The organism is Pectobacterium aroidearum (assembly GCF_015689195.1).
Lineage (GTDB): Bacteria > Pseudomonadota > Gammaproteobacteria > Enterobacterales > Enterobacteriaceae > Pectobacterium > Pectobacterium aroidearum.
On the sequence record NZ_CP065044.1, the window covers coordinates 3,717,574 to 3,742,274 of the forward strand.

Below are 24,701 nucleotides of genomic sequence, written 5' to 3' on the forward strand. Positions count from 1 at the left end.
AAGCGGCGATAGAAGAACAGAAATGGTGGAGGCCCTGCCAGCTACATCCCGGCACACACGTCTCCTGCTGCGGCTGCTTCCTTCCGGACCTGACCGAATCCACAGGTTAGTGTTGCGGGAGAACCGACAGGGCCTCCATTGACGACTTTAATAACAGTTTGCACATGATAACCGCAGCGTGTCACAAAGCGGTGGGCATTATCGGCGATGGGATAGGCAATTGCAAGCTAACACAGACTAACCGTTGTTTTCTTACCCACTCCACTGTGCCACTATGATAGTAAATCGATTTAGGAACAGCAGGAACATCCGCTGATGTCAGAAGAAAACGATAATTTCCGCCAGCGTGTTTTTCAAATCGTCGCGGCGATTCCTTACGGAAAAATAGCGACTTACGGTGACATCGCTCAGCTTGCCGACTCCCCCAGAGCATCAAGACAAGTAGGAGGGGTATTAAAGCGCCTGCCGAAAGACAGCAAACTCCCCTGGCATCGAGTAATCAATCGTAAAGGTGAAATATCGCTGGTAGGTGGAGACTATGTGCGCCAAAAGTCAGCGCTGCAAGCGGAAGGGATTATTTTTAATCGTCAGGGAAAGATTGATCTAGCGAAATATCGCTGGCAATACGCGCCATAGCGGCGCGTATCCAGATGAATTACCAAGTTGTCTGTGGTGACATTGATGAGGATGCAGGTTGCCCCTGAAGCATATGAGGGGTCTCATTCGCCGGGTTGGATATCATCGATCCCTGATTTTTAGCCGGTAGAGGAACAGAGGCGACAGGAACCAGCACCAAATCGGCATTATTGACCCCGTTGCTAATGACCGGCAAGACGTTCTCCGTCACCATCACGACGCGATTATCAATTGCAACGGCTGCACTAAGTAAGATACGCGCGTTGGGCTGAATATCAGCCGGATTATACGGTAACTCGAATTGGAAAGGTGCCTGCTTTCCTTCTGTTCGCGTCACGCGCTGAGTAATGACTTTTGAAGGCGCATCTGCCAGCGATGCATCAGACACCGTAACGGTTAAGACTGCGTTGTGAGGGAGTGCAATGCGCTGACGAATATTCACCGTACCGGTTACCGCTGGCATCGCAACAGCCGGGCGCTGTGAAGAAGCACTGGTGACAGGTGCACCAGTTTGAGGAGAAACGCCATAATCACTCCTCTGTGCACATGCAGCCAGAGTCATCGATAACGTGATACCGCCTAAGATATGCCATAATTTCATTCGGTCAGTCTCCTTTATTATTGTCAGACTACCGGTATCGAAAACCGGCACTCATAAATAGTATGATTCACCCAACACAATAATGATGGTGCAAAATTCTGATATTTTCCTGAAATCCGCATATTTATTGCAGTAAGAAGTAATAAGAAGATATTTTACACCTTACAAAACAAATAGATAACTGCCATTCTCATCCATTGGGGCCGATACCATGAGTCAACCACTACAACACCTTCTCGACCTCCTGCATTTGGAGAAGCTCGAAGAAGGGCTATTTCGCGGACAAAGCGATGATTTGGGGCTGCGCCAGGTCTTTGGCGGGCAAGTCGTAGGTCAGGCCATGTCAGCCGCCAAACAGACCGTTCCCGTCGAGCGCAACATTCACTCTTTTCACAGCTACTTTTTGCTGCCCGGCGACAGCCAGAAACCGATTATTTATGACGTTGAAAACCTGCGCGATGGCAACAGTTTCAGCGCCAGACGCGTCAGCGCCATCCAGAATGGCCGCCCTATTTTTTATATGACGGCCTCTTTTCAAAGCCATGAAGAAGGATTTGAACACCAGAATGTAATGCCGGAGGTTGCGCCGCCAGAAGCGCTAAAATCCGAGCAGGAAATCGCGCAAGATATGCAGCATCTTCTACCGCCCCGCTTTCGCGACAAATTTATTCAGGCCAGCCCGATTGAGATGCGTCCGGTTAAATTCCATAACCCTTTAAAAGGCGAAGTGGACGAGCCGGTGCGACACGTCTGGTGCAAGGCCTGCGGCCCTCTGCCGGACGATAAGCGTATTCACCAATACCTGCTTGGCTATACGTCTGACTGCAACTTCCTACTCACAGCCTTACAGCCTCATGGCGTTGGCTTTTTGGAACCGGGTATGCAGGTCGCCACGATTGATCACTCGATGTGGTTCCACCGTGATTTCCGGTTAGACGACTGGCTGTTATACACCGTGGAAAGTACCTCTGCATCCGGCGCTCGTGGCTTCGTACGTGGGCAATTCTACACCCGTGAAGGTGTGCTGGTTGCGTCCAGCGTGCAGGAAGGCGTCATGCGTCGCCGCCAGCAGTAAACATTGCGGCAACGCCATAAAGTAAAAAACCACCTCCGGAGGAGGTGGCTTAAGAATCACAAGAGTTTAAGACTGATAAGAAAACAGGCATGAAGTTTCCCCCACGCCTGCTTGCTGTATTTGAGCACTCTTACTGATTGATGTAGTCGCTCTTATTGGTTGTAAGCACTCTCGCCATGGCTGTTGACATCCAGACCTTCGCGCTCTTGATCTTCAGGTACACGCAGGCCGACAATCATATCCGCTACTTTGAAGGCAACGAATGCCACCACGCCGGACCACACCAGACAAACAATGACGCTGAACAGTTGAACCCAAACCTGATGCGCCATCGTCACGCCTTCAGCATAGCCAGTACCGCCCAGAGAAGCCGATGTGAATACGCCTGTCAGGATACAACCAACGATACCGCACACGCCGTGAACACCGAACACATCACAAGGGTCATCCACACGCAGCCATCTTTTCAGTACCGTTACGCCCCACAAGCCTGCAACGCCACCAGCAAGACCGATGATCAGTGCACCACCCACGCCCACCGTACCTGCCGCTGGTGTGATAGCCACCAGACCCGCGATACAGCCTGAACATGCGCCCAGCAGAGAAGGTTTACCGCGTACCATCCACTCACCGCCAACCCATGCCAGAATCGCAGCAGCCGTCGCGACAACCGTGTTCAGGAAAGCCAGAGCAGCAATACCGTTCGCAGCACCGGCGGAACCAGCGTTGAAGCCAAACCAGCCGATATACAGAATCGCCGTACCGATAAATACCATTGGCAGGTTATGCGGTTTGAAGGCTTCTTTGCCAAAACCAGCACGTTTGCCCAGCAGGTAAGCACCAACCAACCCAGCCACTGCGGCGTTGATGTGAACCACCGTACCACCAGCGAAGTCCAGCGCGCCATCCGCAGCCAGATAACCGCCGCCCCACACCATGTGCGTCATCGGCAGGTAGGAGAACGTCAGCCACAGCGCAACGAAAATCAGCACAGCAGAGAAGCGGATACGCTCAGCAATCGCACCAACAATCAGCGCAACGGTGATACAAGCAAAGGAAGCCTGATACGCCACGTGCACGAACTGATAGAAGGTTCCGCTAATGGATTCAATTCCGATGCCTTTCAGCATAAACGTGCTGAAACCACCGAAGAAGGCGTTACCTTCGCTGAAGGCCAGGCTATACCCGTAAACCACCCACAGGATACAGACCATCGCGAACGTTACGCTCACCTGCGTCATCATGGACAGAACGTTCTTAGAACGGATCAGACCGCCATAAAACAGTGCAATGCCCGGTATAGTCATAAAGAGTACCAGTGCGGTACAAATCATAATAAAAGCGTTATCCGCTTTATCAATCGTCGGTGTTGCAGCCATTGCCCAGGACGGGAGTAATGCCGCCACACCGAGACCTAATGAAGAGAGTAATTTTTTCATTTTTCCATCCCTATTTACGTATCTACGTTAGGTGTTGTTAAAGTGCAGCTTCGTCAGTTTCACCCGTACGAATACGGATAACTCTTTGCAGCTCGGCGACAAAAATTTTGCCGTCACCAATTTTTCCGGTGTACGCGGCTTTACTGATAACATCGATCACTTCGTCCAGTTGGTCATCTGCAATCGCGATATCAATTTTTACCTTGGGTAAAAAGTTAACGCTGTATTCTGCGCCGCGGTAGAGTTCCGCGTGCCCTTTCTGACGACCAAATCCTTTCACCTCAGTGACGGTGAGCCCCTGGATGCCGACAGAAGATAACGCTTCACGTACATCTTCCAGCTTGAATGGTTTTATCACCACAGTAACCAGTTTCATTTGTCTTCCCCCTAGCCATTACGTTCAGGCTTTCGCCCGTCACTTGTTCGATTATGTGCTCTATGAAGTAGGTCTACGCCATAACTAAAGCAAAGGGTGTGCCATAAATGATTTATCTGGCATAAATCAGGAAAGAGAACGTGTTTAAAGATGAGAAAGGACAAAAAGCAAACACAGCAGGAAAGAAAGACAAGAAGATTTGGGCAAGAATTGCACTATTTTAGTGCGCAAGGAGTGTTTTCAGTGCAGTGCGGGTAAAAACCAGAATCATAATGCTTGCTGATGGTGCGAAGACATAAGAAGACTGTCAGTCTGCACCACTCTAGGCGGTGCAGACTATAGAATGACAAATAATAGAATTATGCCGTGCAAGGCTCAGTGCTGGCGGCCGCAAGATCCTCTCCGGCCAGTTGCAGTTGATACATCTGATAATAGCGCCCCTGCTGTTGCAGCAGTTGCTCATGCGTTCCCCGCTCAACAGTTTGCCCATGATGGAGCACCATTATCGTGTCGGCCTCAACGATGGTGGAAAGCCGATGCGCGATGATAATTAAGGTTGTCTGCTTCCTGATGATGCGCAGTGCCTTTTGCACCGCTTGCTCCGTACCCGAGTCAATATTCGCCGTCGCTTCATCGAGAATCAGGATTTTAGGCGTTTGCACCAGCACCCGCGCAATCGCTAACAGCTGTTTTTGTCCGGTGGACAGGTTGTTCCCTTGCTCGCCAATACGCGTATGCAACCCTTCCGGGAAATCCCGAACCAGTTCAGCAAGTTGTACTACTTCCAGCATGCGCCAGACCGCCTCTTCGCTGATATCACGCCCCAGCGTCACATTCACAAACATGGACTCCGCCAGCACAACGGGATCCTGCTGCACCATTGCCACATTTTGGCGCAACACTGCATGAGAAAGCGTCGATAGTGGCCGACCATCAAGCCGAATTTCTCCCTCATCCGGCGTGTAATACCCCATCAATAAACTGGCCAGGGTACTTTTTCCGCTGCCAGTATGCCCGACCAGCGCGACGAACCCGCGCTCTGGTATCGTCAGAGAAATATGCTGTAGTACGCGCTTTTCCGTGCCATACGAGAAAGAGACATCGTCAATATCGACGCGCCCGGTAGCCAGCGGACGCTCATCATTTCCATAGCCCTGCTTTGTACCATCCATCAGTTCAAAGATGCGCTCACCGGCAACGACAGCCTGCTGTAACATGGACTGCTGGGTTGTCAGCTCAATCAGCGGTTCATTCAGACGGCCAAGATAGTTGATAAACGCATACAATACCCCGACGCCAACCGACCCTACCGAGCTGAAACCAAATTGCATCAACAAACCACACAGCACCATCGCGGCAAATAAGCTCAGCAGCGGTCGCAACAGGAAACCTTCCAGACGCAACGCCTTCATTCGAGCTTCATAATGCGCGTGGCTGGAAGCCCCCAGTTTCTTGCCAAAGCGAGCCTGCTGGCGAAACTGCTGAATGACGCCCATGCCATTAATCACTTCGTTGAAACCGTCATTAATGTCGGCCAGATAGCTTCGCACCTTACGCACAATCGGCGTACTGAAACGATGGTACAGCCCCATGACTACTGCGACCGCAGGGAAAATCATCAGCGCAATCAACGCCATCTGCCAGCTGAGACTGAACATCGCCACCAGCATCGCACCAACCAGCGCCGCACTGCGTAATACCGTTGACACCACCATGACGTACAGATCTTTAACGACCTCGGTGTCATTAGTGACGCGTGAAATCAGTTGCCCAACGGGTTGCGTATCGAATGTACTCAGTGGCTGGCGCAAAGCCGCATCCATTACATCAATGCGCAGTTGCTGAACGACACCGACCGCTACGCGGTTAAACAACAATGTCTGAAAATAGTGCAGCAGTGCCGCCAGAACTTGCAGCAGGATGTAGGCCATCGCCAGACCCGCCGCAATCGCCAGCGGGAATTCACCTTTGGCCACCAGATCATCAATAAAATAACTCACCAATATAGGGCCAGACACTTCTGCGGCAGCAGCAACCCACAACATCAGCACACCTAACATCAGCGGTTTCCGCCAGGGTGAACCATAGGCCAACAAGCGTTTCAACGTTGGCCAAAACTGTTGAGAACTCTTCATCCTCTCTTTCCTTCCGCCTGCGGCACATCATCCAGTGCCGCCTCCAACTGTTGATAGCGGTACATATCCCGATACCAGCCGGGTTCTGCCGCCAGCGTCCGGTGTGTGCCACGCTGCACCGTTTGTCCTTGCTGCAACACCACGATTTCATTCGCTTCAGTGAGGGCCGACAGGCGATGTGCGCTGATGATCAGCGTCCGTTTTTCGCCCCATGTTTTAAGATTTTGCAAAATCTGGTGCTCCGTTCGCCCATCCACCGCAGACAACGCATCATCCAACACCAGAATTTCAGCATCCAGCAGTAACGCCCGGGCAATCGCGATCCGCTGTTTTTGACCGCCAGATAGCATCACGCCACGCTCACCCACCTCAGTCTGATAGCCCTGAGGCAAACGCAGAATATCGTCATGAACGCTGGCAAGCCGTGCCGCCTGTTCAATCTCTTGCTGCGTCGCATCAGGTCGACCCAGTGCGATGTTTTGCGCTACCGTGTCCGAAAACAAAAAGGGCATTTGCCCGACAACGGCAAAACGACTCCGTAGTTCATCCAGCCGAATAGCATTCAACGGGCGGTCGTGATAACGAATCTCTCCCGATGGGGTATCGAAATGACGCAAAATCAGCGCCAGCAGCGTACTTTTCCCCGACCCCGTCGGTCCACATAATCCCAACATATTGCCTGGAGCCAGCGTAAACTGAATATGCTGTAAGGCATCGCGGGCATTATCTGGATAGCGAAACGTGGAAATATTCACCGCCAACACGCCCCGTTCGGCAGGCAATGATTCCTCGCCGTCTTTCACCACAAGATCTTCCGCAAGTAGCTGACGAATACGGCTATATGCCGCGCTACCACGCTCAACAATATTAAACATCCAGGCCAGCGCCAGCATCGGCCATATCATCAATCCCAGATACATGACAAAACTGGTCAACGAGCCTAACGTCAGCGAACCGTTAATCACCATCCAACTGCCGCCGCCAATCGCCAGCAAATTCGACAGCCCGACAGCAATGTAAATAGTGGGGTCGAAGCGGGCATCAACTCGGGCAACGTGCATGTTTTTAGCCCCTGCATCCGCCGCAACCTGCGCAAAACGCGCAGATTGATAGTTTTCCAGTCCAAAGGCTTTAATCATGCGAATACTGGTCAAGCTTTCCTGCGCCTGATCGTTAAGAGAAGAAAACGCCGCCTGTGCGGATTTGAAACGGTTATGCAACTGGGTGCCGTAGCGTTTGATGAAAATCGCCATGACCGGCATCGGAAGCAGTGCCAGCAGAGTGAGTTCCCAGCTAATTTGAGTACACATGACAACTAGCACAGCACAGCCCATCACCATCGAGTCGACCAACGTCAACACCCCTTCCCCGGCGGCAAAGACCACGCGATCGACATCGTTAGTAGCACGCGCCATCAGATCGCCGGTACGGTGACGCTGGTAAAACGCCGGATGCTGGCGGCTCAGTTGACGGTAAAAATCCTCGCGTAACTCAACCGCTAACTGGTATGAGGCGCCAAACAGGAACACTCGCCACACGTAACGCAGCAGATAAACCATGACGGCAGTCAGCAGCATCACGCCAATCCACTTCATCATTTCGCCCATCGACATGCCGTGTTGCGTCACGCCATCGACGATCACGCCAACCAGTTTAGGAGGAAGCAATTGCAGAATGGCAATCACAATCAATAGCGCAATGGCACCCAGATAGCGCCGCCATTCACGGCGAAAATACCAACTCAGTTGAGCAAACAGTCTCACGCGGTTTTCATTCCAATAGCCAGACGGGTCATGACAGACTCAGACAAGTGATTATACAAAAGACGGATGAACGATAGATCACAGGGATAAGGGCAATGCCGTGGTATGTTTGATTCGTTCCATAGCAAAGCTAGATGTTACATCGACCAGCCCAGGAATACCATTCACCAACCGTTTATAGAAATTATCATAGCTTTTCATATCAGCGACCTGAACCTGCATCAGGTAATCGTATTCACCGGCCATACGATAAAAAGCCAACACTTCCGGCATGTCGGACACCACGCGAGTGAAGGTCTGATACCAGTCGCGGTTGTGCTGCTGCGTCTTCAATAAGACAAACGCCGTCAGTCCTAATCCCAGACGCTCATTATCCAGCAGCGCCACCCGAGCCCGGATAATCCCTTCTTCTTCCAGACGCTTCAGGCGTTTCCAACACGGCGTTGACGTCAGATTAACCGCATCGGCCAGCGTCTGTAGCGAGAGCGTGCAATCCTGTTGCAGCATATTTAACAATGTGCGATCAATTTTATCCAACATAGGGCCACTCCATAGAAAACTTTTCTCTACTTTCCGCCATTGGGAGAGAAAATCAATGTTCTTTCCGCCCCAAATTGGTTTCAACACTCACTGACGACATCAGAAAACCACATCACCACTCGATAATGAAAAAACATAACAAACTGTATAATATGGTAATTCATTACCTTTTACAGAGAGTGATACGATAAACAGGCTGGTTGAATTCTACGATTTGTGGCGATATCGACCAACAGCGTATTTTATGCCAATCAGGAGTGGCGAAAATAATGACAACAGATAAAAAGAGTAAATTCAGTACGATTGGGATGGTGCTTGGTGCATTAGCACTGCTTGTTGCCGTTTCCTACTTTTGGGCAGGACCATCAACGCCCGAAGTCACCATTGAAGAACAAATCGCAGAGAAAATTGTTTCTATCCGAGACACAACCCTAAACAGGCTGATGGGGAAAGCCCCCCCGACACAACAAACCGAGTCCCCCTTTAATGAACGACGCGTCGTTATTGCTGCAACATCAGCATTAGGCTGTCTCGCGATTATTTTCGCCATTTTCGGCTTCTCTCGCCGTGAAGCTGCCAGGCCTTGCATAAGCGCGGCAATGCTCGGCATCGCAGTAATCGCATTCCCTTTCATTATTAGTGCCATCAATATGGCATTTACTTTAATGGCTATCATAGTAATAGCCACCGCGATTGTTATGATTTTTGGGTAACGAGGTCATCTGCCTTAATAGAAACATAATCCCCAAAAATAAATAAAAAGGGTTATTTTTTCTATAAAATTGGTCATGAAGAGATAAAAAGATAATTTTTTTATCCTGAAAACTCGTTAATCTATTCGAATATTTATCTAACCGAGTTTTCATCATGACCAATGCCTGGGTTAAAAATGCCATCAGCGCCATCGAAGCAGATTTTCAGCGTTCGGCTGATACGCATCTTATCCGTTTGACCCTTCCGGATTATCCCGGTATTTATTTTTACCTTAAAGATGAAAGCACACACCCCAGCGGCAGCCTGAAACATCGTCTGGCGCGTTCTTTGTTTCTCTATGGGCTGTGCAACGGTTGGATTAAAGAAGGCACGCCGATTATTGAAGCGTCATCCGGCAGCACAGCGGTATCAGAAGCTTATTTTGCCCGCCTGCTTGGCCTGCCGTTTATCGCCGTCATGCCCTCCTGCACTGCAAAAAGAAAAATTGAGCAAATCGCGTTCTATGGTGGACGCTGTCATTTTGTCGAACAGGCGGGGCAAATCTATGCGGCATCAGAACAGCTCGCACAAGAGATGAACGGCCATTATATGGATCAGTTCACCTACGCAGAACGCGCCACCGACTGGCGCGGCAACAATAACATTGCCGACAGCATTTACCGCCAAATGGCACGAGAACCGTATCCTGTACCGGACTATATCGTGATGAGCGCCGGAACGGGCGGTACATCGGCAACACTCGGGCGCTACATTCGCTATCAGGGGCTGGATACACAACTGGTCGTCGTCGATCCAGAAAATTCAGTCTTCTACGATTGCTACCAGCAGCGGGATCGCTCAATCACAGGTCCGTGCGGTAGCCGGATAGAAGGTATTGGTCGTCCGCGTGCAGAACCTTCTTTTATTCCTGACGTCATTGATAGCATGATCAAAGTACCTGACGCCGCCAGCATCGCAACGCTGTACTGGCTGGAAAGTGTATTAGGCCGCAAAGCAGGGGCCTCTACCGGTACGAATGTTTGGGGTATGCTGCAATTAGCCAAAGAAATGATGAGCCGCGGTCAAAAAGGAGCGATTGTAACTCTGCTGTGTGACAGCGGAGAACGCTATCTGGATACCTACTACAACAGTAGTTGGGTAGAAAAAAATATCGGCGACATTAGCCCGTACCTTGATGCACTAAACACCCCAGAGATGTCCCATCTCATACCTGAACCCAGTCTGGCGTAAGGTTGGTATATCCAGCACGCAGCCGCAGCGCTGAATATGGGCTATTTTTCAGGTAAAATAGCGATTTTATACCGCACTGCGTTACAGACGCAGTGCGGTTAACGTCGCGTTAAGGTGAATGAAGAATGAAGCGTGCTGTTGTCGTTTTTAGCGGTGGACAAGATTCCACAACCTGTCTGATTCAGGCTCTGCAACACTATGATGACGTCCACTGTATCACCTTCGATTATGGACAACGCCACCGTGCAGAAATTGACATTGCCCGGGAACTCAGCCTGAAACTGGGTGCAACGGCGCATAAGGTTCTGGACGTAGGCTTACTGAATGAGCTCGCCACCAGCAGCCTGACGCGCGACAGCATCCCAGTTCCTGATTACGATGCGAATGCGCAAGGCATCCCCAACACCTTCGTTCCGGGAAGAAATATTCTTTTCCTGACGCTCGCCTCTATCTACGCCTATCAGGTTGGTGCAGAAGCCGTCATTACTGGCGTGTGTGAGACTGATTTTTCCGGCTACCCTGATTGTCGCGACGAATTCGTTAAGGCGCTAAATCAGGCTATTGTATTAGGTATTGCCCGCGATATTCGTTTTGAAACGCCGCTGATGTGGCTCAATAAGGCGGAAACCTGGGCGTTGGCGGATTACTACCAGCAACTCGATACGGTGCGCTATCACACGCTAACCTGCTATAACGGCATCAAAGGTGATGGATGTGGTCAATGTGCCGCCTGTCATTTACGCGCAAACGGACTCACACAATATCAAAACGATTCCGCGGCTGTCATGGCATCACTGAAGCAGAAAGCAGGGCTACGCTGATACGTCACAACACAGAGACATCACGCAACGCGAAAAACAGCAGGCCACGTCGTACAACCGTGGCCTGCTGCTTCAATTAACGGCGAATCTCGTTTAGGTGTTCCAGCAGTTCTCCCTCCAGCGGCAGTGCTTTTTGCGTCAATAAATCGATGCAGACAAACGTCAGCGTGGCATCAGCCACGTCGCTTTCATCAGACACTCGGGTTATTTTCTGGCTGATCACACCGCTTTTTGTATTCATCTGCAGTAATTCGCTATCAATACGCAGCACATCACCGAGAACGGCAGGTCTGCGGTAGTTGATATTGATGTTCACCACAACGAAAGCAATATTGTTGCTGTGCATCCAGCCAAAAGCAGGCAACGTCTCCAGCCATTGCCAACGCGCTTCTTCCAGAAACTCCAGATAGCGCGCGTTATTAACGTGCTGATAAACATCAATGTGATAACCACGAACGGTAATGAAAGTCTGCATAGCCGTAATACTCCTGTGACAAAACCAATAACTGGTATGACCTGATAATTAGCCTAGCAGAGGTTCGCAGCCCAGAGGAAATGCTCAACCGAGCTGCGACTGGTATCACAGTTTCAAACGAGAGAGATTACGCTCAACCAATGCCGCCCCAATTCCTGATACCTCAGTTAATTGCTCAATCTGGGTAAAAGGACCATTTTGCTCACGGTAGTGCACTATCGCTTCTGCTTTTTTCAGCCCGACGCCGTTCATTATCTCGGCCAACTCGGCAGCGCTTGCCGCATTGATGCTCACCTTATCCTCATCGCCATCAGGAAGCGTTGCTTTTTCCACTTTCTGATCTGCTGGTGCAGACTTCACCGCCGTCGCCGTACCGTCGGCGGCTTTAGGCGCAGCCTGCCCTAATAATGGCAACCCAGATAAACTCATCCCAATGATTAAGCACAGTGCTTTTATTCCTGATTTTTTCATGCTGTTTCCTCCATGTGTTTGACAGCACGGCTACCTTGCCGCAGGCCAGTCAACATCGCAAACAGCAGAATTTAAATGTGGAAAAGGCCGCGAAAGCGGCCTTTGGTTGTTGCAACGATTTGCAAATTTTTGCGGGGCTTATTGCTGTTCCTGCGCCGCATTGCCCATCTTGATTTTCGCTTCACTACGCAAGCTGGACAGCAGAGAATCAAACAGTGCGCCCAGAGAACCTTGCTGAACCTGGCTGGCAAACTGTGTTTTCTGCTCATCGTTTAGCTGATGTGGCGTCACGCTATCCAGCGCCACCAGCACGACATTGCCCGCTTGATCCTGAGCAATCGCATAAGACGACTTATCCTTCTCTGGATGCGGCATAGCAAAAATAGCTTCAGCCGTTGCATCACCCTGAGAGATAGAAGACATCGTTTTTGCTTCACCAAAGCTCAACCCTGCCGCTTGCAGCGCGTCGTCTTTACCTTGCTTCAGCTCAGCCAGAATTTTTTCAGCGTCCAGACGAGCCTGCTGTTCAGCTTTCTGACGTTTCAACGTCTCTACGATCTCGGTACGAACCTGATCCAGAGGGCGAGTGCTTTCAGGTTTGTGCTCAGTGATACGCAGAACGAAAGCACGGTCACCGTCAACGTTAATCACATCAGAGTTGTTGCCTGCAGTACCGTTCTCCCCCAGCAGCGCGCCACTAAAGATAGCCTGCGTGACCGGTTGGAAATTCAGCGCGGCAGGGACCTTCTCACGCGTAAACCAGTCGGTCTGCGTGGCTTTCACACCGGCCGCTTCTTCTGCTGAAGCCAGAGATTCGTTGTCATTGCTGGCCGCTTCGCTGACTTTTTGCTGCAGCGCATAGTAACCATCCTGCGCTTTCTCATGCTTCACTTTCTCAGCGATTTCGGCACGCACTTCGCTCAGCGGTTTAATCTGCTGTGGCTGAACATCATCAAGACGCACAATCAGGTAGCCAACAGAAGATTTAATTGCTGCGGAAATCTGGCCTTTCTCTGTCAGTTTTGCCTGCTTCAGCTCATCAATCATGCTGTTTTCGTCCATCCATCCCAGATCGCCACCGTTACGGCGCGAGATGATGTCCGTTGATTTTTCTTTCGCCAGCGTAGCGAAATCACCGCCTTGCTTCAGCGCGTCCAGAACAGACGTTGCATCGGCCTCATTCTTCACCTGAATAACGCTGAATTTTTTGCGCTCAGGTTGGGAATAGTCGTTCTTGTTCTGCTCGTAGAAATCGTTAATGGCAGCATCGTCTACTTTCACGCCGTCCATGATGCTCGCCGCATCCAACGTGATATAGCTGACTTTGAATTCTTCCGGTGCGATGAAATTGCCTTTGTTTTGATCGTAATAGCTCTGGACTTCATCATCAGCCACCGTCTGGGCTTTCGCTTTGGCGGCAATATCAATGGTTGCCACACGGACAACGCGATCTTGTGCAGCCAGTTTCACCAGATTATCGATCTCCTGCGGCAGCAGGAACGATGAATTGCCAAAACCGCGAATCAGCTGTTGTGATGTCAGTTGCTTACGCAGCATCTGAGCATACATATCCGGCGTTACGCCAAGGCGGCGAACCTGATCCAGATACTTTTCATTATCAAAACGGTTGTTTGTCTGAAACGCGGGAACGTCAAAGATCGCCTGTTTGATTTGCTCATCACTGATGTTTAACCCCAGCTTGTTGGCATACTGATCCAGCAAGGTTTCATCAATGAGTTGGGAGAGTGCCTGCCTACGCAATTGCTGCATGTAACCGTCATTGCTCGCCAGAAGAGAGAAATTCTCACCCAAGGCTTCCTGCTGACGACTGCGTTCGTTCTGTACCGCCTGCTCAAGCTGTGCGCGGGTAATTTCCTGCCCGTTCACCTTTGCAGCGTAATCTCCTGAACCACCAATAAGATAATCACCAACGCCAGTTAGAACGAATGATGCGATGATCAAAGCAAGAATAATTTTGAGCACGACGTTATTTGCGGCCGTACGTAAATTGTCCATCATAATGTGACAACACTCCGCTGTAGAATGGATAAAACTCCCTGCGCTGGCCGAAGCCATGCATCCTTGCGATTGCTATAGCCCAATACAAGGCTAGGGCGCACTTAAGCTTATTACCCGCCACCAAAACGACCAGCAGCGATGTTTAGAAAGCAATATCGATGTTTAGTTAAAAACAAAGTTTGCCGTTCTCACGTCGCCTTCGCCACGTTCTGCCGTGTGTCGGGTAGGTATAGTCCTATATAAATAAAAGGCACATCATAAAATGATGCGCCTCGTATCTTACCCTACCAATATCATTGCGTCAGGTATTGTTTGGCACCCAAAGTAGTTATCAGCCAAACCTGTGACGTAATAATCAGTTAACGGCGTCTTTCAGTGTCTTACCAGCACGGAATCCTGGTACTTTTGCTGCAGGGATACTGATTTCCTTACCAGTTTGCGGGTTACGGCCGGTACGAGCAGCACGTTCACGCACTGAGAAAGTACCAAAACCAACCAAAGCAACATCATCCCCTTCTTTCAGGGATTCGGTAACGGAACCAATAATTGCATCTAACACACGCCCTGCTGCCGCTTTGGAAATATCAGCATCTGCGGCAATTTTGTCGATCAATTGTGACTTGTTCACTCTGTCATCCCCTCTGGAATTCTCTTATCGCGCTTCAATGTCCCAAGACGCGACACGTAACTTATTATCAATACTGTCATGCTCAGCCAGTTACGGCTAAAACTAACAGTGCTCTAACTTAGCGGTACAAAAAAAAGCTGGCAAGCACGATTTCACTCACCAGCCCTGATTTTCTCAAGGGTTTTTGCGACAGGTCACTATTTTGCCTTGGCTTTGGTCTTTGCTTTAGGCGCAGAGACCACTTGCATGCCAGAAGGCGAATTCTGCAACGCTAACGCCAACACTTCCTCGATACGTTTCACCGGATGGATTTCCAGATCCGCAATCACGTTCTGTGGGATATCCTCCAGATCGCGTTTGTTGTCATCAGGAATCAATACTGTCTTGATTCCACCACGGTGTGCGGCCAGCAATTTCTCTTTCAGACCGCCGATCGGCAGTACCAGACCACGCAGGGTAATTTCCCCCGTCATCGCCACATCGGCACGCACCGGATTTCCGGTCAAACAAGAAACCAGCGCGGTACACATCGCGATACCCGCACTTGGCCCATCTTTCGGCGTCGCACCTTCAGGAACGTGAACGTGGATATCACGCTTCTCGTAAAAATCAGCATTGATGCCTAATTTTTCCGCACGGGCACGAACTACGGTGAGCGCAGCCTGAATCGACTCCTGCATCACCTCGCCTAACGAACCAGTATAGGTCAATTTACCCTTGCCCGGCACACAGGCGGTTTCGATCGTCAGCAGATCGCCGCCAACTTCCGTCCAGGCCAGACCGGTCACCTGCCCTACGCGATTTTCATCGTCCGCGCGGCCATAGTCAAAGCGCTGTACCCCAAGGAAATCCTTAAGGTTATCGCCCGAAACCTGAATATGCTTAGTGGATTTATCCATCAACAGCGTTTTTACTGCTTTACGGCACAGCTTGGAGATTTCACGCTCCAGGCTACGTACGCCAGCTTCACGCGTGTAATAACGGATAATGCCAACAATCGCGCTGTCTTCTACCGACAGCTCACCGTTCTTCAGCGCGTTACGTTCGATCTGTTTCGGCAACAGGTGCTGTTTGGCGATGTTCAGCTTTTCATCTTCGGTATAGCCGGAAAGACGAATGACTTCCATACGGTCAAGCAACGGCGCCGGGATGTTCATGGAGTTAGACGTCGCCACAAACATGACATCAGACAGATCGTAGTCGACTTCCAGATAATGATCGTTAAACGCCACGTTCTGCTCAGGATCGAGCACTTCCAGCAATGCAGAAGCCGGATCGCCACGCATGTCGGAAGACATCTTGTCGATCTCATCCAGCAGGAACAGCGGGTTTTTCACGCCAACTTTCGCCATTTTCTGGATCAGTTTGCCCGGCATGGAGCCAATATAGGTACGGCGGTGTCCGCGGATTTCCGCTTCGTCACGCACGCCACCCAGCGCCATACGCACATACTGACGTCCGGTCGCTTTGGCAATGGACTGACCGAGCGAGGTTTTACCGACGCCAGGAGGCCCTACCAGACACAAAATCGGCCCTCTGATCTTGCTGACACGACTCTGTACTGCGAGATATTCGAGGATGCGTTCTTTCACACGATCCAAACCATAATGGTCGGTATCCAGCATTTCCTGCGCTTTCAGCAAGTCTTTCTTCACTTTGCTACGCGCATTCCACGGAACCTGCACCATCCAGTCGATATAACTGCGCACTACCGTCGCTTCCGCCGACATCGGCGACATCATCTTCAGCTTTTGCAGTTCAGCTTCGGCTTTCTCACGTGCATCTTTCGGCATTTTTGCCGCTTCAATCTTACGCTTTAACGCTTCGTGTTCATCCGGCGCGTCGTCCATCTCACCCAGCTCTTTCTGAATGGCTTTCATTTGCTCATTCAGATAGTACTCACGCTGGCTTTTTTCCATTTGCTTCTTAACGCGACCACGGATCCGTTTTTCTACCTGCAGCAGGTCGATTTCGGATTCCATCATCGCCATCAGATACTCTAAACGCTCGGTAATATCGAACATTTCAAGTACCGACTGCTTATCAGCCAATTTCAGCGGCATGTGTGCGGCAATGGTGTCGGCTAAGCGCGCGGCATCATCAATACTGTTCAGTGATGTCAGTACTTCCGGCGGGATCTTCTTGTTCAGCTTGATGTAACCCTCAAACTGATTGATTGCCGTGCGCATGAGCACTTCCTGCTCGCGTTCATCAATCGCCGGAGAGTCAAGATATTCGGCTTTTGCCGCGAAATGCTCGCCACCGTCAGAAAGCGTCGTAATACGGGCACGCTGCAACCCCTCGACCAGTACCTTTACCGTACCGTCAGGCAGTTTCAGCATTTGAAGAATTGAGGCTACCGTCCCTACCGAGAAAAGATCGTTAATACTTGGCTCATCCGTTGAAGCTTCTTTCTGTGCCACCAGCATGATCTTTTTGTCATGATCCATTGCGGCTTCAAGGCACCGAATCGATTTCTCCCGACCAACAAACAACGGAATGACCATGTGCGGATAAACCACCACATCGCGCAATGGCAATACGGGGATTTCTATGCGTTCGGAACGCTCAGGGTTCATAGAGCTCTCTCTTAGTTTCGTTTCCGCCAGGTTATGGGAATATCGTGAAACGCGGTTTTCGCGGGTTTCATCAAATAGGTATTTGAGTATATGGGGATAAATATCTCACATTCAACGACCAGCATGCGTGTAAAAAACAAATGGGGGATAAAATCCCCCATTTTTATTTTTCGATACGCTTAATTGATTACTTATTCGCCAGAAGCTTGCTGGGTTTCATGCTTGCCATAGATCAGCAATGGCTCGGATTGACCCGCAATAACAGATTCGTCAATGACGACTTTGTCCACGCTTTCCAGCGATGGCAGGTCATACATGGTATCCAGCAGAGCGGCTTCAACGATAGAACGCAGGCCACGTGCACCGGTTTTACGCGCCATCGCTTTCTTGGCAATCGCCGTCAGCGCTTCATCGCGGAATTCCAGTTCAACGCCCTCCAGGTTGAACAACGCCTGATACTGTTTGGTCAGCGCATTTTTAGGCTCACGCAAAATCTGAATCAACGCTTCTTCGCTCAGCTCTCTCAGCGTAGCAACCACTGGCAGACGGCCGATAAACTCAGGAATCAAACCGAATTTAATCAAGTCACCCGGTTCAACATTGCTTAACAGCTCGCCTTCTGTTGCTTTGTCAGCCGATCCTTTAACCGTTGCATTAAAGCCGATGCCGCGACCTGTATCGGTACGTTGCTCGATCACTTTGTCCAGCCCTGCAAACGCGCCGCCGCAGATAAAGAGGATCTTAGAGGTATCAACCTGCAAGAACTCCTGTTGCGGATGCTTGCGCCCACCCTGCGGCGGAACAGCAGCAATCGTCCCTTCGATAAGCTTCAGCAGCGCCTGCTGTACACCTTCACCTGAAACATCGCGGGTGATCGACGGGTTGTCTGACTTACGAGAAATCTTGTCGATTTCATCGATGTAGACAATCCCACGCTGTGCTTTCTGCACATCGTAATCACACTTCTGCAACAGCTTCTGAATGATGTTTTCAACGTCTTCACCGACGTAACCTGCTTCGGTCAGCGTCGTGGCATCCGCCATGGTGAATGGTACATCCAGGAAGCGCGCCAGCGTTTCAGCCAGCAGCGTTTTACCGCTCCCGGTAGGACCGATCAGCAGGATGTTACTTTTACCCAGTTCGATCCCGTTGCTGCTGTCACCATTACGCAAGCGTTTGTAGTGGTTATACACCGCAACGGCCAACACCTTCTTGGCCTGCTCTTGACCAATAACATAATCGTCAAGGTGGCGGCGAATTTCGTGTGGCGTCGGCAACGCACTGCGCTCACGATGGGGCGCCACTTCTTTAATTTCTTCGCGAATAATGTCGTTACACAAGTCAACACATTCATCGCAGATATACACCGACGGCCCGGCAATCAGCTTACGCACTTCATGCTGGCTCTTGCCGCAAAAAGAGCAGTACAGTAACTTTCCTGAACCGTCTTTGCGCTTATCTGTCATGAGTTAAACCTCTTTTTCGTCTTTTGCCCGCAGGCCAACCACAGCGATACCGCTACAACGAACGCCGATACTTATAGCCAATACGCGTAAAATAACCCCGCACAACAGACTATCGGTCGAACACTGATTTTTAGCCACACCAGACCGCTACTATGGCGAGTGATTACCCGCGGTTAGTGAATACGGAGTCTACCAAGCCGTAGTCTACTGCCTCACTGGCAGAGAGGAAACGATCGCGCTCGGTGTCTCTCTCTATCGCTTCAAGAGGCTGACCCGTATGTTTAGCCATCAGTTCATTCATTTTGGCTTTCACTTTCAAAATTTCTTTGGCATGGATTTCAATATCCGTAGCCTGCCCCTGGAAGCCGCCCAACGGCTGGTGAATCATAACGCGCGAGTTAGGCAGACAAATACGTTTGCCTTTGGCACCCGCCGTCAACAGGAATGCGCCCATTGAGCAAGCCTGTCCCATACAGATCGTGCTGACATCTGGCTTGATAAACTGCATGGTGTCGTAAATGGACATACCGGCAGTGATGACGCCACCAGGAGAGTTAATGTACAGATAAATGTCTTTTTCTGGGTTTTCGGCTTCCAGAAACAGCATCTGTGCAACAACCAGATTCGCCATATGATCTTCAACCTGACCGGTCAGGAAGATTATCCGTTCTTTTAGCAGACGGGAATAGATATCGTAAGAACGTTCCCCACGCGAGGTCTGTTCAACCACCATCGGCACTAACGCCATATGAGGTGCTTGTCTTTCTTGTTCGCCACTGTATGACATTCACGTCTCCTAGATAAAATGCGTCCGGCACTCTTGTTACGTTGTTCAAGCATTGCATTCAATTCTACTAGAGATAGGGGGGGATGACTATGGAACCCTATCCCTTCACTGCTGAACAACCTATCGGCCGAGAATCCTTACCTGCTGTGCCTACTTTTCCTCTTCAGTGAGTGGGGGCACACGCATTGTATTTCAAGCTTACACTATCAATCGTTCTCTATTAAAGAACCAATTATTTTATTATTAACACGTTATCGGCACGGCAAACCTGAGGTTTAACCCCTTGCCTGACCTCATAAATTCTTTGTCTGCTTTAATAATAGTGCAATTTCAGACCGCCATTCCTCGTCTATACGCTAATGGGGCTGAGAGGGTAAACACCAGAGATAAAGTACAATCGAAACAATAACCATCTACATCGCACAAACCTATAAGCAAAAAGCCCGCGCCATAAGGCACGGGCTTTTGATAGGGAAAGTTCCCTGCTACGCCATCAACAATGTTTATGCTGTAGCAGTTTGATTCATCAGCTCGTTGAAGCTTACTGATTTCTCAACAACTTTCGCTTTAGCAAGTACGGTTTCTACCGCTTGCTCTTCCAGAGCGACGTTACGCATGTTGTTCAACAGCTCTTTGTTTTTGCCGTAGAACTCGATAACTTCCTGCGGATCTTCGTACGCAGAAGCCATCTCTTCGATCAGTGCGTTAACGCGAGCTTCGTCAGCTTTCAGCTCATTGCTGCTGATGACTTCACCCAGCAACAGACCGATAACCACGCGGCGTTTAGCCTGCTCTTCGAACAGCTCACGCGGTAATTCCTGCGCTTGCTTCTCGTTGCCGCCAAAACGCTGTGCAGCCTGACGACGCAGAACATCGATTTCGCCATCGATCAGTGCCGCTGGCACGTCGATTTCGTTTGCATTGATCAGTCCGTCCAGAACCTGAGTTTTCACACGGTTACGCACCGCGCCTTTCAGCTCACGTTCCATATTTTTACGGACTTCAGCACGCAGACCTTCCTGAGAACCATCAGCCACGCCGAAACGCTTGATGAATTCTTCAGTCAGTTCAGGCAGTTCACGCTCTTCAACTTTCTTCAGGACGATAGCGAACTGAGCCGCTTTTCCTTTCAGGTTTTCAGCGTGGTAGTCTTCAGGGAAGTTCACATCGATAGTGAATTCTTCACCGGCTTTGTGCCCAACAACGCCATCTTCAAAACCTGGGATCATACGATTCTGGCCCATTGCCAGAACGAAGTCAGAAGCTTTGCCGCCTTCAAAGACTTCACCGTCGATAGAGCCAGTGAAATCGATAGTGACACGATCTTCCGCTGCCGCAGCACGGTCAGTTTCTTTCCAGGTCGCCTGTTGCTTACGCAGCGTTTCCAGCATGGTATCAACATCAGCGTCAGTCACTTCAACAACCGGTTTTTCAACTTCGATCGCATCCAGACCTTTCAGTTCAACTTCCGGGTACACTTCAAACTCAACAGAGTAAGTGAAGTCGCCGCCTACAGCGTATTCGCCAGGGATGTAGTTAGGCGCGCCAACCGGATTAATTTTTTCTTTGATGATAGCGTCAACAAAGTTGCGCTGCATCAGGTCGCCCAATACGTCCTGACGCACAGAGGCACCATAACGCTGAGCAACAACATTCATCGGCACTTTGCCTTTACGAAAACCGTCAATACGTACTTTTTTGGCCGCGTTGACCAGCTCGCTCTTCACCGCACTCTCAATGATGTCAGCAGCAACGGTAATCGTTACGCGACGTCCCAGACCTTGAGTGGTTTCAACTGAAACTTGCATCTTGTTACCTCAAAAAATCACAGTGATCGGTCAACCCCAAAACTATTCTCGCGACGAAAAATCTCACGACAGCAAGGCTGATTCAGAACTGGCACCAAGGCACACAGACTTAAATAAACCTCGCAGAACCGGGAAATTGCCAACCCCGTTCCCTGTAGTCAGAAGCGTCCCGAATACATTCAGGAAAAAATAGACGCGGCATTATAGCGGTATAGAGAGGATGAGTCGAGAACGGAGGGCCGACTATTACAGCAACAGATTCACACTTTTGGTCAGTAACCCGCCCCGATATGTCTGGAACGGGCCATATTAATGATTACGAAAGGATGCCAGCGCCGCCGCAAGGTGGTGAAGAAGGGACGGCATTTTGCAAACTGGCCCACTCTTTTGTCGAATACGTATGTAATGCTAACGCATGCACTGAACCCGCTAACTCTTCAGCCAGTACGGCATAGACGGCGCGGTGTCGACCAATCACGCGTTCTCCCGTGAATTTATCGCTGACCAGCACGACTTTAAAATGACTTTCCGCTCCCGCAGGCACGTTGTGACGATAGCTTTCATCGATCACTTCTAAATGAATGGGCTCAAAGCCCACACGCAGCTTTTCTTCTATCGTTTCACGCATCATACGACTACCCTTTTCGGCTTGGGGGGGAAATTTGATATCAACGCGACATAACTGCCACTCAACTGCAACTCACCGATGTCCGAATCATTATAACCTTAGCGTTTTTTCAACCAGTTATGCGTAAAAGCCGCCAGACAAAGCAGAAAATTTTCTCAACGCATTGATATATCATCGACGGTCTTGATGTGATAAAAACGGTTTTTCTGGCTCATGGCACGAAAAAGATGAATTTCAGAACAATTTACCTGCTATCGGCTCTTTTTCCTGCCTGTGGCGATGATATGATATCAACAATATTTATCGGCTCACCACACTAATCATTATTGAGAAAATACGAATGTTAAAAAAATTATTTTTCCCTCTACTGGCCGTAATTCTGCTTGCAGGCTGTGCAGCAAAAAGCAACACGCTGAACATCACGCCTAAAATTAGCCTGCCTTCTCAGGATCCGACGCTGATGGGCGTAACGATTAGCATCAACGGTGCAGACCAGCGCGCCGACCAGGCTCTGGCAAAAGTGAATCGCGACGGCCAGCTGATTACGCTGACGCCTTCCCGCGATCTGCGCTTCCTGTTGCAAGAAGCGCTGGAGAAACAAATGACCGCGCGTGGTTATATGATCGGCACGGGCGGCCCGGTCGCTTTACAGATTGTGGTTAACCACCTGTACGCCGATGTCTCTGAAGGAAACCTGCGCTACAACATCACGACCAAAGCAGATATCTCCATCATTTCTCAGGCAGCAAATGGCAACAAGCAGGTGAAAAACTACCGCTCAACCTATAATGTTCAGGGCGCTTTCACCGCCAGCAACGACAAAATTACCGATGCGGTTAACACGGTGCTAGGCGATGTTATCAACGACATGGCGCAAGACACCAGTGTAAGTAGCTTCGTCAAAGAAAACGCCCGTTAATTTCTGTATGCCGCTTCCCTTGCTCCTGAACGCTCTCGGAGTAAGGGAAAGGACTCTTCATGTTTAGTCGCATCATTGCTTTATTCAGCCAACGTAATTCGCTTTTTATGCTGTTGCTTGGCTTCGCTTCCGGTTTACCACTGGCATTGACATCAGGCACATTGCAAGCCTGGATGACTGTCGAGAATGTCGATCTGAAAACCATCGGTTTTTTCTCTTTGGTTGGTCAAGCCTACGTATTCAAGTTTCTGTGGTCCCCCCTCATGGATCGCTATACCCCACCGTTTCTTGGCAGACGCCGTGGCTGGCTAATTCTCAGTCAACTTCTGCTGATTGCTGCGATTATTGGTATGGGATTTATGAACCCAGCACGCGATCTCTGGTGGCTGGCGGCGCTGGCCGTGATGGTTGCATTCTGCTCGGCTTCTCAGGATATTGTTTTTGATGCCTATAAGACGGATTTACTTCCCCCTGAGGAACGCGGTACGGGTGCGGCCACCTCAGTATTAGGTTACCGTCTGGCCATGCTGGTTTCAGGCGGACTCGCTCTGTGGATGGCGGATCGCTATCTCGGCTGGCAGGCAACGTATTGGCTCATGGCAGGACTCATGCTGATCGGTGTGTTCGCAACCCTATTAGCACCGGAACCGCTAAATAGTCAGCCTGCGCCGCGCACCATGGAACAAGCGATTGTTGCCCCACTGCGTGATTTCTTCGAGCGTAACAACGCCTGGCTCATTCTTCTGTTGATCGTGCTATACAAACTCGGTGATGCCTTTGCGATCAGCTTGACGACCACTTTCCTGATACGCGGCGTTGGTTTCAATGCCGGTGATGTTGGGCTGGTTAACAAGACGCTTGGACTCTTCGCCACCATCGTGGGGGCGATTTACGGTGGATTATTGATGCAGCGACTCTCATTATTCAGAGCGCTGATGCTGTTTGGCATCCTTCAGGCCGTATCCAATGCGGGGTACTGGCTACTGGCGATTACCGCCAAAAGCCTATTCACCATGGCTACCGCGGTTTTTCTGGAAAATCTCTGTGGCGGCATGGGGACAGCAGCGTTCGTCGCGCTCTTGATGACGCTGTGTAATAAATCATTCTCAGCCACACAGTTTGCCCTGCTTTCCGCCCTTGCAGCCGTCGGACGGGTGTACGTCGGCCCTATCGCAGGTTGGTTTGTCGAATCCTACGGCTGGGCATGGTTCTATCTGTTCTCGATTTTGGCTGCATTACCGGGCCTGGCAATTCTAATGATTTGCCGTGAGACGCTGGAATTTACTCAGAAAACGGACACCTTCCAGTTACGCACACACTTCCAGAATTATTACAGAAAGGCCTTACATATACTGGGGTCAGGGGTGGTATTACTGGCACTGTGGCTTATTCTGCTCATCAGTAATGCGTTGGAATGGTCTTCATTGCCCTTACTGGCAGAATACCTGCTCATCGCAGGCGGTACGCTCGCGCTGCTGGGCATTTTCTTCGGTAGCTTGCTGGACTATCTGTCACTCAAACGCGCGTCCAGACCGTCTGTGCACTAACGATATTCGTTCAGGTAGCTCTCATCGGTTGCCTGAACCAATTC

The 24,701-nt window shown here is 50.2% G+C and carries 22 protein-coding genes and 1 other RNA gene; 7 read left to right on the forward strand and 16 right to left on the reverse strand.

Translation table 11 applies throughout. The annotated features are described in order from the left end of the window. Positions 1-32: 32 nt before the first annotated feature. An RNA gene (gene ffs, locus I2D83_RS16640) (signal recognition particle sRNA small type) lies at positions 33-129 on the reverse strand. A gap of 186 nt (positions 130-315) precedes the next feature. On the opposite strand from ffs, the gene I2D83_RS16645 reads away from it, so the two are divergent. Then, the gene (locus I2D83_RS16645; protein ID WP_015839360.1) at positions 316-636 is read left to right on the forward strand and encodes an MGMT family protein; all 321 of its coding nucleotides are present in this window, start codon (positions 316-318) and stop codon (positions 634-636) included. 19 nt (positions 637-655) lie between these two features. On the opposite strand, the gene I2D83_RS16650 is transcribed toward I2D83_RS16645, so the two are convergent. After that, entirely contained in the window at positions 656-1,237 is a 582-nt protein-coding gene (locus I2D83_RS16650) for a YbaY family lipoprotein (protein ID WP_015839359.1), read from the reverse strand. Positions 1,238-1,448: 211 nt separating this feature from the next. Between I2D83_RS16650 and tesB the strand changes: the two genes are divergently transcribed. Beyond that, entirely contained in the window at positions 1,449-2,312 is an 864-nt protein-coding gene (tesB, locus tag I2D83_RS16655; protein WP_015839358.1) for an acyl-CoA thioesterase II, read from the forward strand. Between the two features lie 152 nt (positions 2,313-2,464). On the opposite strand, the gene amtB is transcribed toward tesB, so the two are convergent. The 5 genes from amtB to I2D83_RS16680 all read right to left on the reverse strand — a co-directional run bounded on the left by amtB (position 2,465) and on the right by I2D83_RS16680 (position 8,565). After that, the gene (gene amtB / locus I2D83_RS16660) at positions 2,465-3,751 is read right to left on the reverse strand and encodes an ammonium transporter AmtB (RefSeq protein WP_015839357.1); all 1,287 of its coding nucleotides are present in this window, start codon (positions 3,749-3,751) and stop codon (positions 2,465-2,467) included. Positions 3,752-3,788: 37 nt separating this feature from the next. Further along, positions 3,789-4,127 carry a P-II family nitrogen regulator gene (gene glnK / locus I2D83_RS16665; RefSeq protein WP_002208627.1) on the reverse strand — a complete coding sequence of 113 codons (339 nt, stop codon included), beginning with the start codon at positions 4,125-4,127 and terminating at the stop codon, positions 3,789-3,791. A gap of 359 nt (positions 4,128-4,486) precedes the next feature. Next, a complete protein-coding gene (locus I2D83_RS16670) occupies positions 4,487-6,262 on the reverse strand; it encodes a SmdB family multidrug efflux ABC transporter permease/ATP-binding protein (protein ID WP_205946946.1) in 1,776 nt (591 codons plus the stop codon). Continuing rightward, positions 6,259-8,025, reverse strand: a complete 1,767-nt coding sequence (locus tag I2D83_RS16675; RefSeq protein WP_205946947.1) for a SmdA family multidrug ABC transporter permease/ATP-binding protein — start codon at positions 8,023-8,025, stop codon at positions 6,259-6,261. Before I2D83_RS16675 ends, I2D83_RS16670 begins: the two co-directional genes overlap by 4 nt. Before the next feature lie 78 nt (positions 8,026-8,103). Then, positions 8,104-8,565: an Lrp/AsnC family transcriptional regulator gene (locus I2D83_RS16680; protein ID WP_015839354.1), complete on the reverse strand. Its 462-nt coding sequence runs from the start codon at positions 8,563-8,565 to the stop codon at positions 8,104-8,106. 269 nt (positions 8,566-8,834) lie between these two features. Here I2D83_RS16680 and I2D83_RS16685 point away from each other — a divergent pair, with 269 nt between their 5' ends. The 3 genes from I2D83_RS16685 to queC all read left to right on the forward strand — a co-directional run bounded on the left by I2D83_RS16685 (position 8,835) and on the right by queC (position 11,330). After that, complete coding sequence (locus tag I2D83_RS16685; protein WP_181844588.1) at positions 8,835-9,278, forward strand: hypothetical protein; 444 nt, start codon at positions 8,835-8,837, stop codon at positions 9,276-9,278. A gap of 154 nt (positions 9,279-9,432) precedes the next feature. Then, positions 9,433-10,509, forward strand: coding sequence for a PLP-dependent cysteine synthase family protein (locus tag I2D83_RS16690; protein WP_205946948.1), 1,077 nt, complete (start codon positions 9,433-9,435; stop codon positions 10,507-10,509). A 125-nt stretch (positions 10,510-10,634) separates the two neighbouring features. After that, the gene (queC, locus tag I2D83_RS16695) at positions 10,635-11,330 is read left to right on the forward strand and encodes a 7-cyano-7-deazaguanine synthase QueC (protein ID WP_205946949.1); all 696 of its coding nucleotides are present in this window, start codon (positions 10,635-10,637) and stop codon (positions 11,328-11,330) included. Between the two features lie 76 nt (positions 11,331-11,406). On the opposite strand, the gene I2D83_RS16700 is transcribed toward queC, so the two are convergent. From I2D83_RS16700 to bolA, 9 genes are all read right to left on the reverse strand, one after another. Next, on the reverse strand, positions 11,407-11,805 hold the full coding sequence (locus tag I2D83_RS16700) for an acyl-CoA thioesterase (RefSeq protein ID WP_015839351.1): 399 nt from the start codon (positions 11,803-11,805) through the stop codon (positions 11,407-11,409). A gap of 105 nt (positions 11,806-11,910) precedes the next feature. Then, complete coding sequence (locus I2D83_RS16705) at positions 11,911-12,276, reverse strand: helix-hairpin-helix domain-containing protein (RefSeq protein ID WP_181844590.1); 366 nt, start codon at positions 12,274-12,276, stop codon at positions 11,911-11,913. Positions 12,277-12,414: 138 nt separating this feature from the next. Next, on the reverse strand, positions 12,415-14,295 hold the full coding sequence (gene ppiD, locus I2D83_RS16710) for a peptidylprolyl isomerase (RefSeq protein ID WP_205946950.1): 1,881 nt from the start codon (positions 14,293-14,295) through the stop codon (positions 12,415-12,417). 355 nt (positions 14,296-14,650) lie between these two features. After that, on the reverse strand, positions 14,651-14,923 hold the full coding sequence (gene hupB, locus I2D83_RS16715) for a nucleoid-associated protein HU-beta (protein WP_005976031.1): 273 nt from the start codon (positions 14,921-14,923) through the stop codon (positions 14,651-14,653). 197 nt (positions 14,924-15,120) lie between these two features. Continuing rightward, positions 15,121-17,502, reverse strand: coding sequence for an endopeptidase La (gene lon / locus I2D83_RS16720; protein ID WP_180778287.1), 2,382 nt, complete (start codon positions 17,500-17,502; stop codon positions 15,121-15,123). 191 nt (positions 17,503-17,693) lie between these two features. Continuing rightward, positions 17,694-18,968: an ATP-dependent protease ATP-binding subunit ClpX gene (clpX, locus tag I2D83_RS16725; RefSeq protein WP_015839347.1), complete on the reverse strand. Its 1,275-nt coding sequence runs from the start codon at positions 18,966-18,968 to the stop codon at positions 17,694-17,696. A gap of 163 nt (positions 18,969-19,131) precedes the next feature. After that, a complete protein-coding gene (gene clpP, locus I2D83_RS16730) occupies positions 19,132-19,755 on the reverse strand; it encodes an ATP-dependent Clp endopeptidase proteolytic subunit ClpP (protein ID WP_010282141.1) in 624 nt (207 codons plus the stop codon). Positions 19,756-20,258: 503 nt separating this feature from the next. Next, entirely contained in the window at positions 20,259-21,563 is a 1,305-nt protein-coding gene (gene tig, locus I2D83_RS16735; RefSeq protein WP_015839346.1) for a trigger factor, read from the reverse strand. A 316-nt stretch (positions 21,564-21,879) separates the two neighbouring features. Then, positions 21,880-22,194 (reverse strand): transcriptional regulator BolA, encoded by a 315-nt coding sequence (gene bolA / locus I2D83_RS16740; RefSeq protein WP_015839345.1) that lies wholly within the window; start codon positions 22,192-22,194, stop codon positions 21,880-21,882. Between the two features lie 337 nt (positions 22,195-22,531). Between bolA and I2D83_RS16745 the strand changes: the two genes are divergently transcribed. Further along, entirely contained in the window at positions 22,532-23,110 is a 579-nt protein-coding gene (locus I2D83_RS16745) for a lipoprotein (protein ID WP_015839344.1), read from the forward strand. 59 nt (positions 23,111-23,169) lie between these two features. Further along, positions 23,170-24,657: a muropeptide MFS transporter AmpG gene (ampG, locus tag I2D83_RS16750; protein ID WP_015839343.1), complete on the forward strand. Its 1,488-nt coding sequence runs from the start codon at positions 23,170-23,172 to the stop codon at positions 24,655-24,657. The last annotated feature ends 44 nt before the right edge of the window (positions 24,658-24,701 follow it).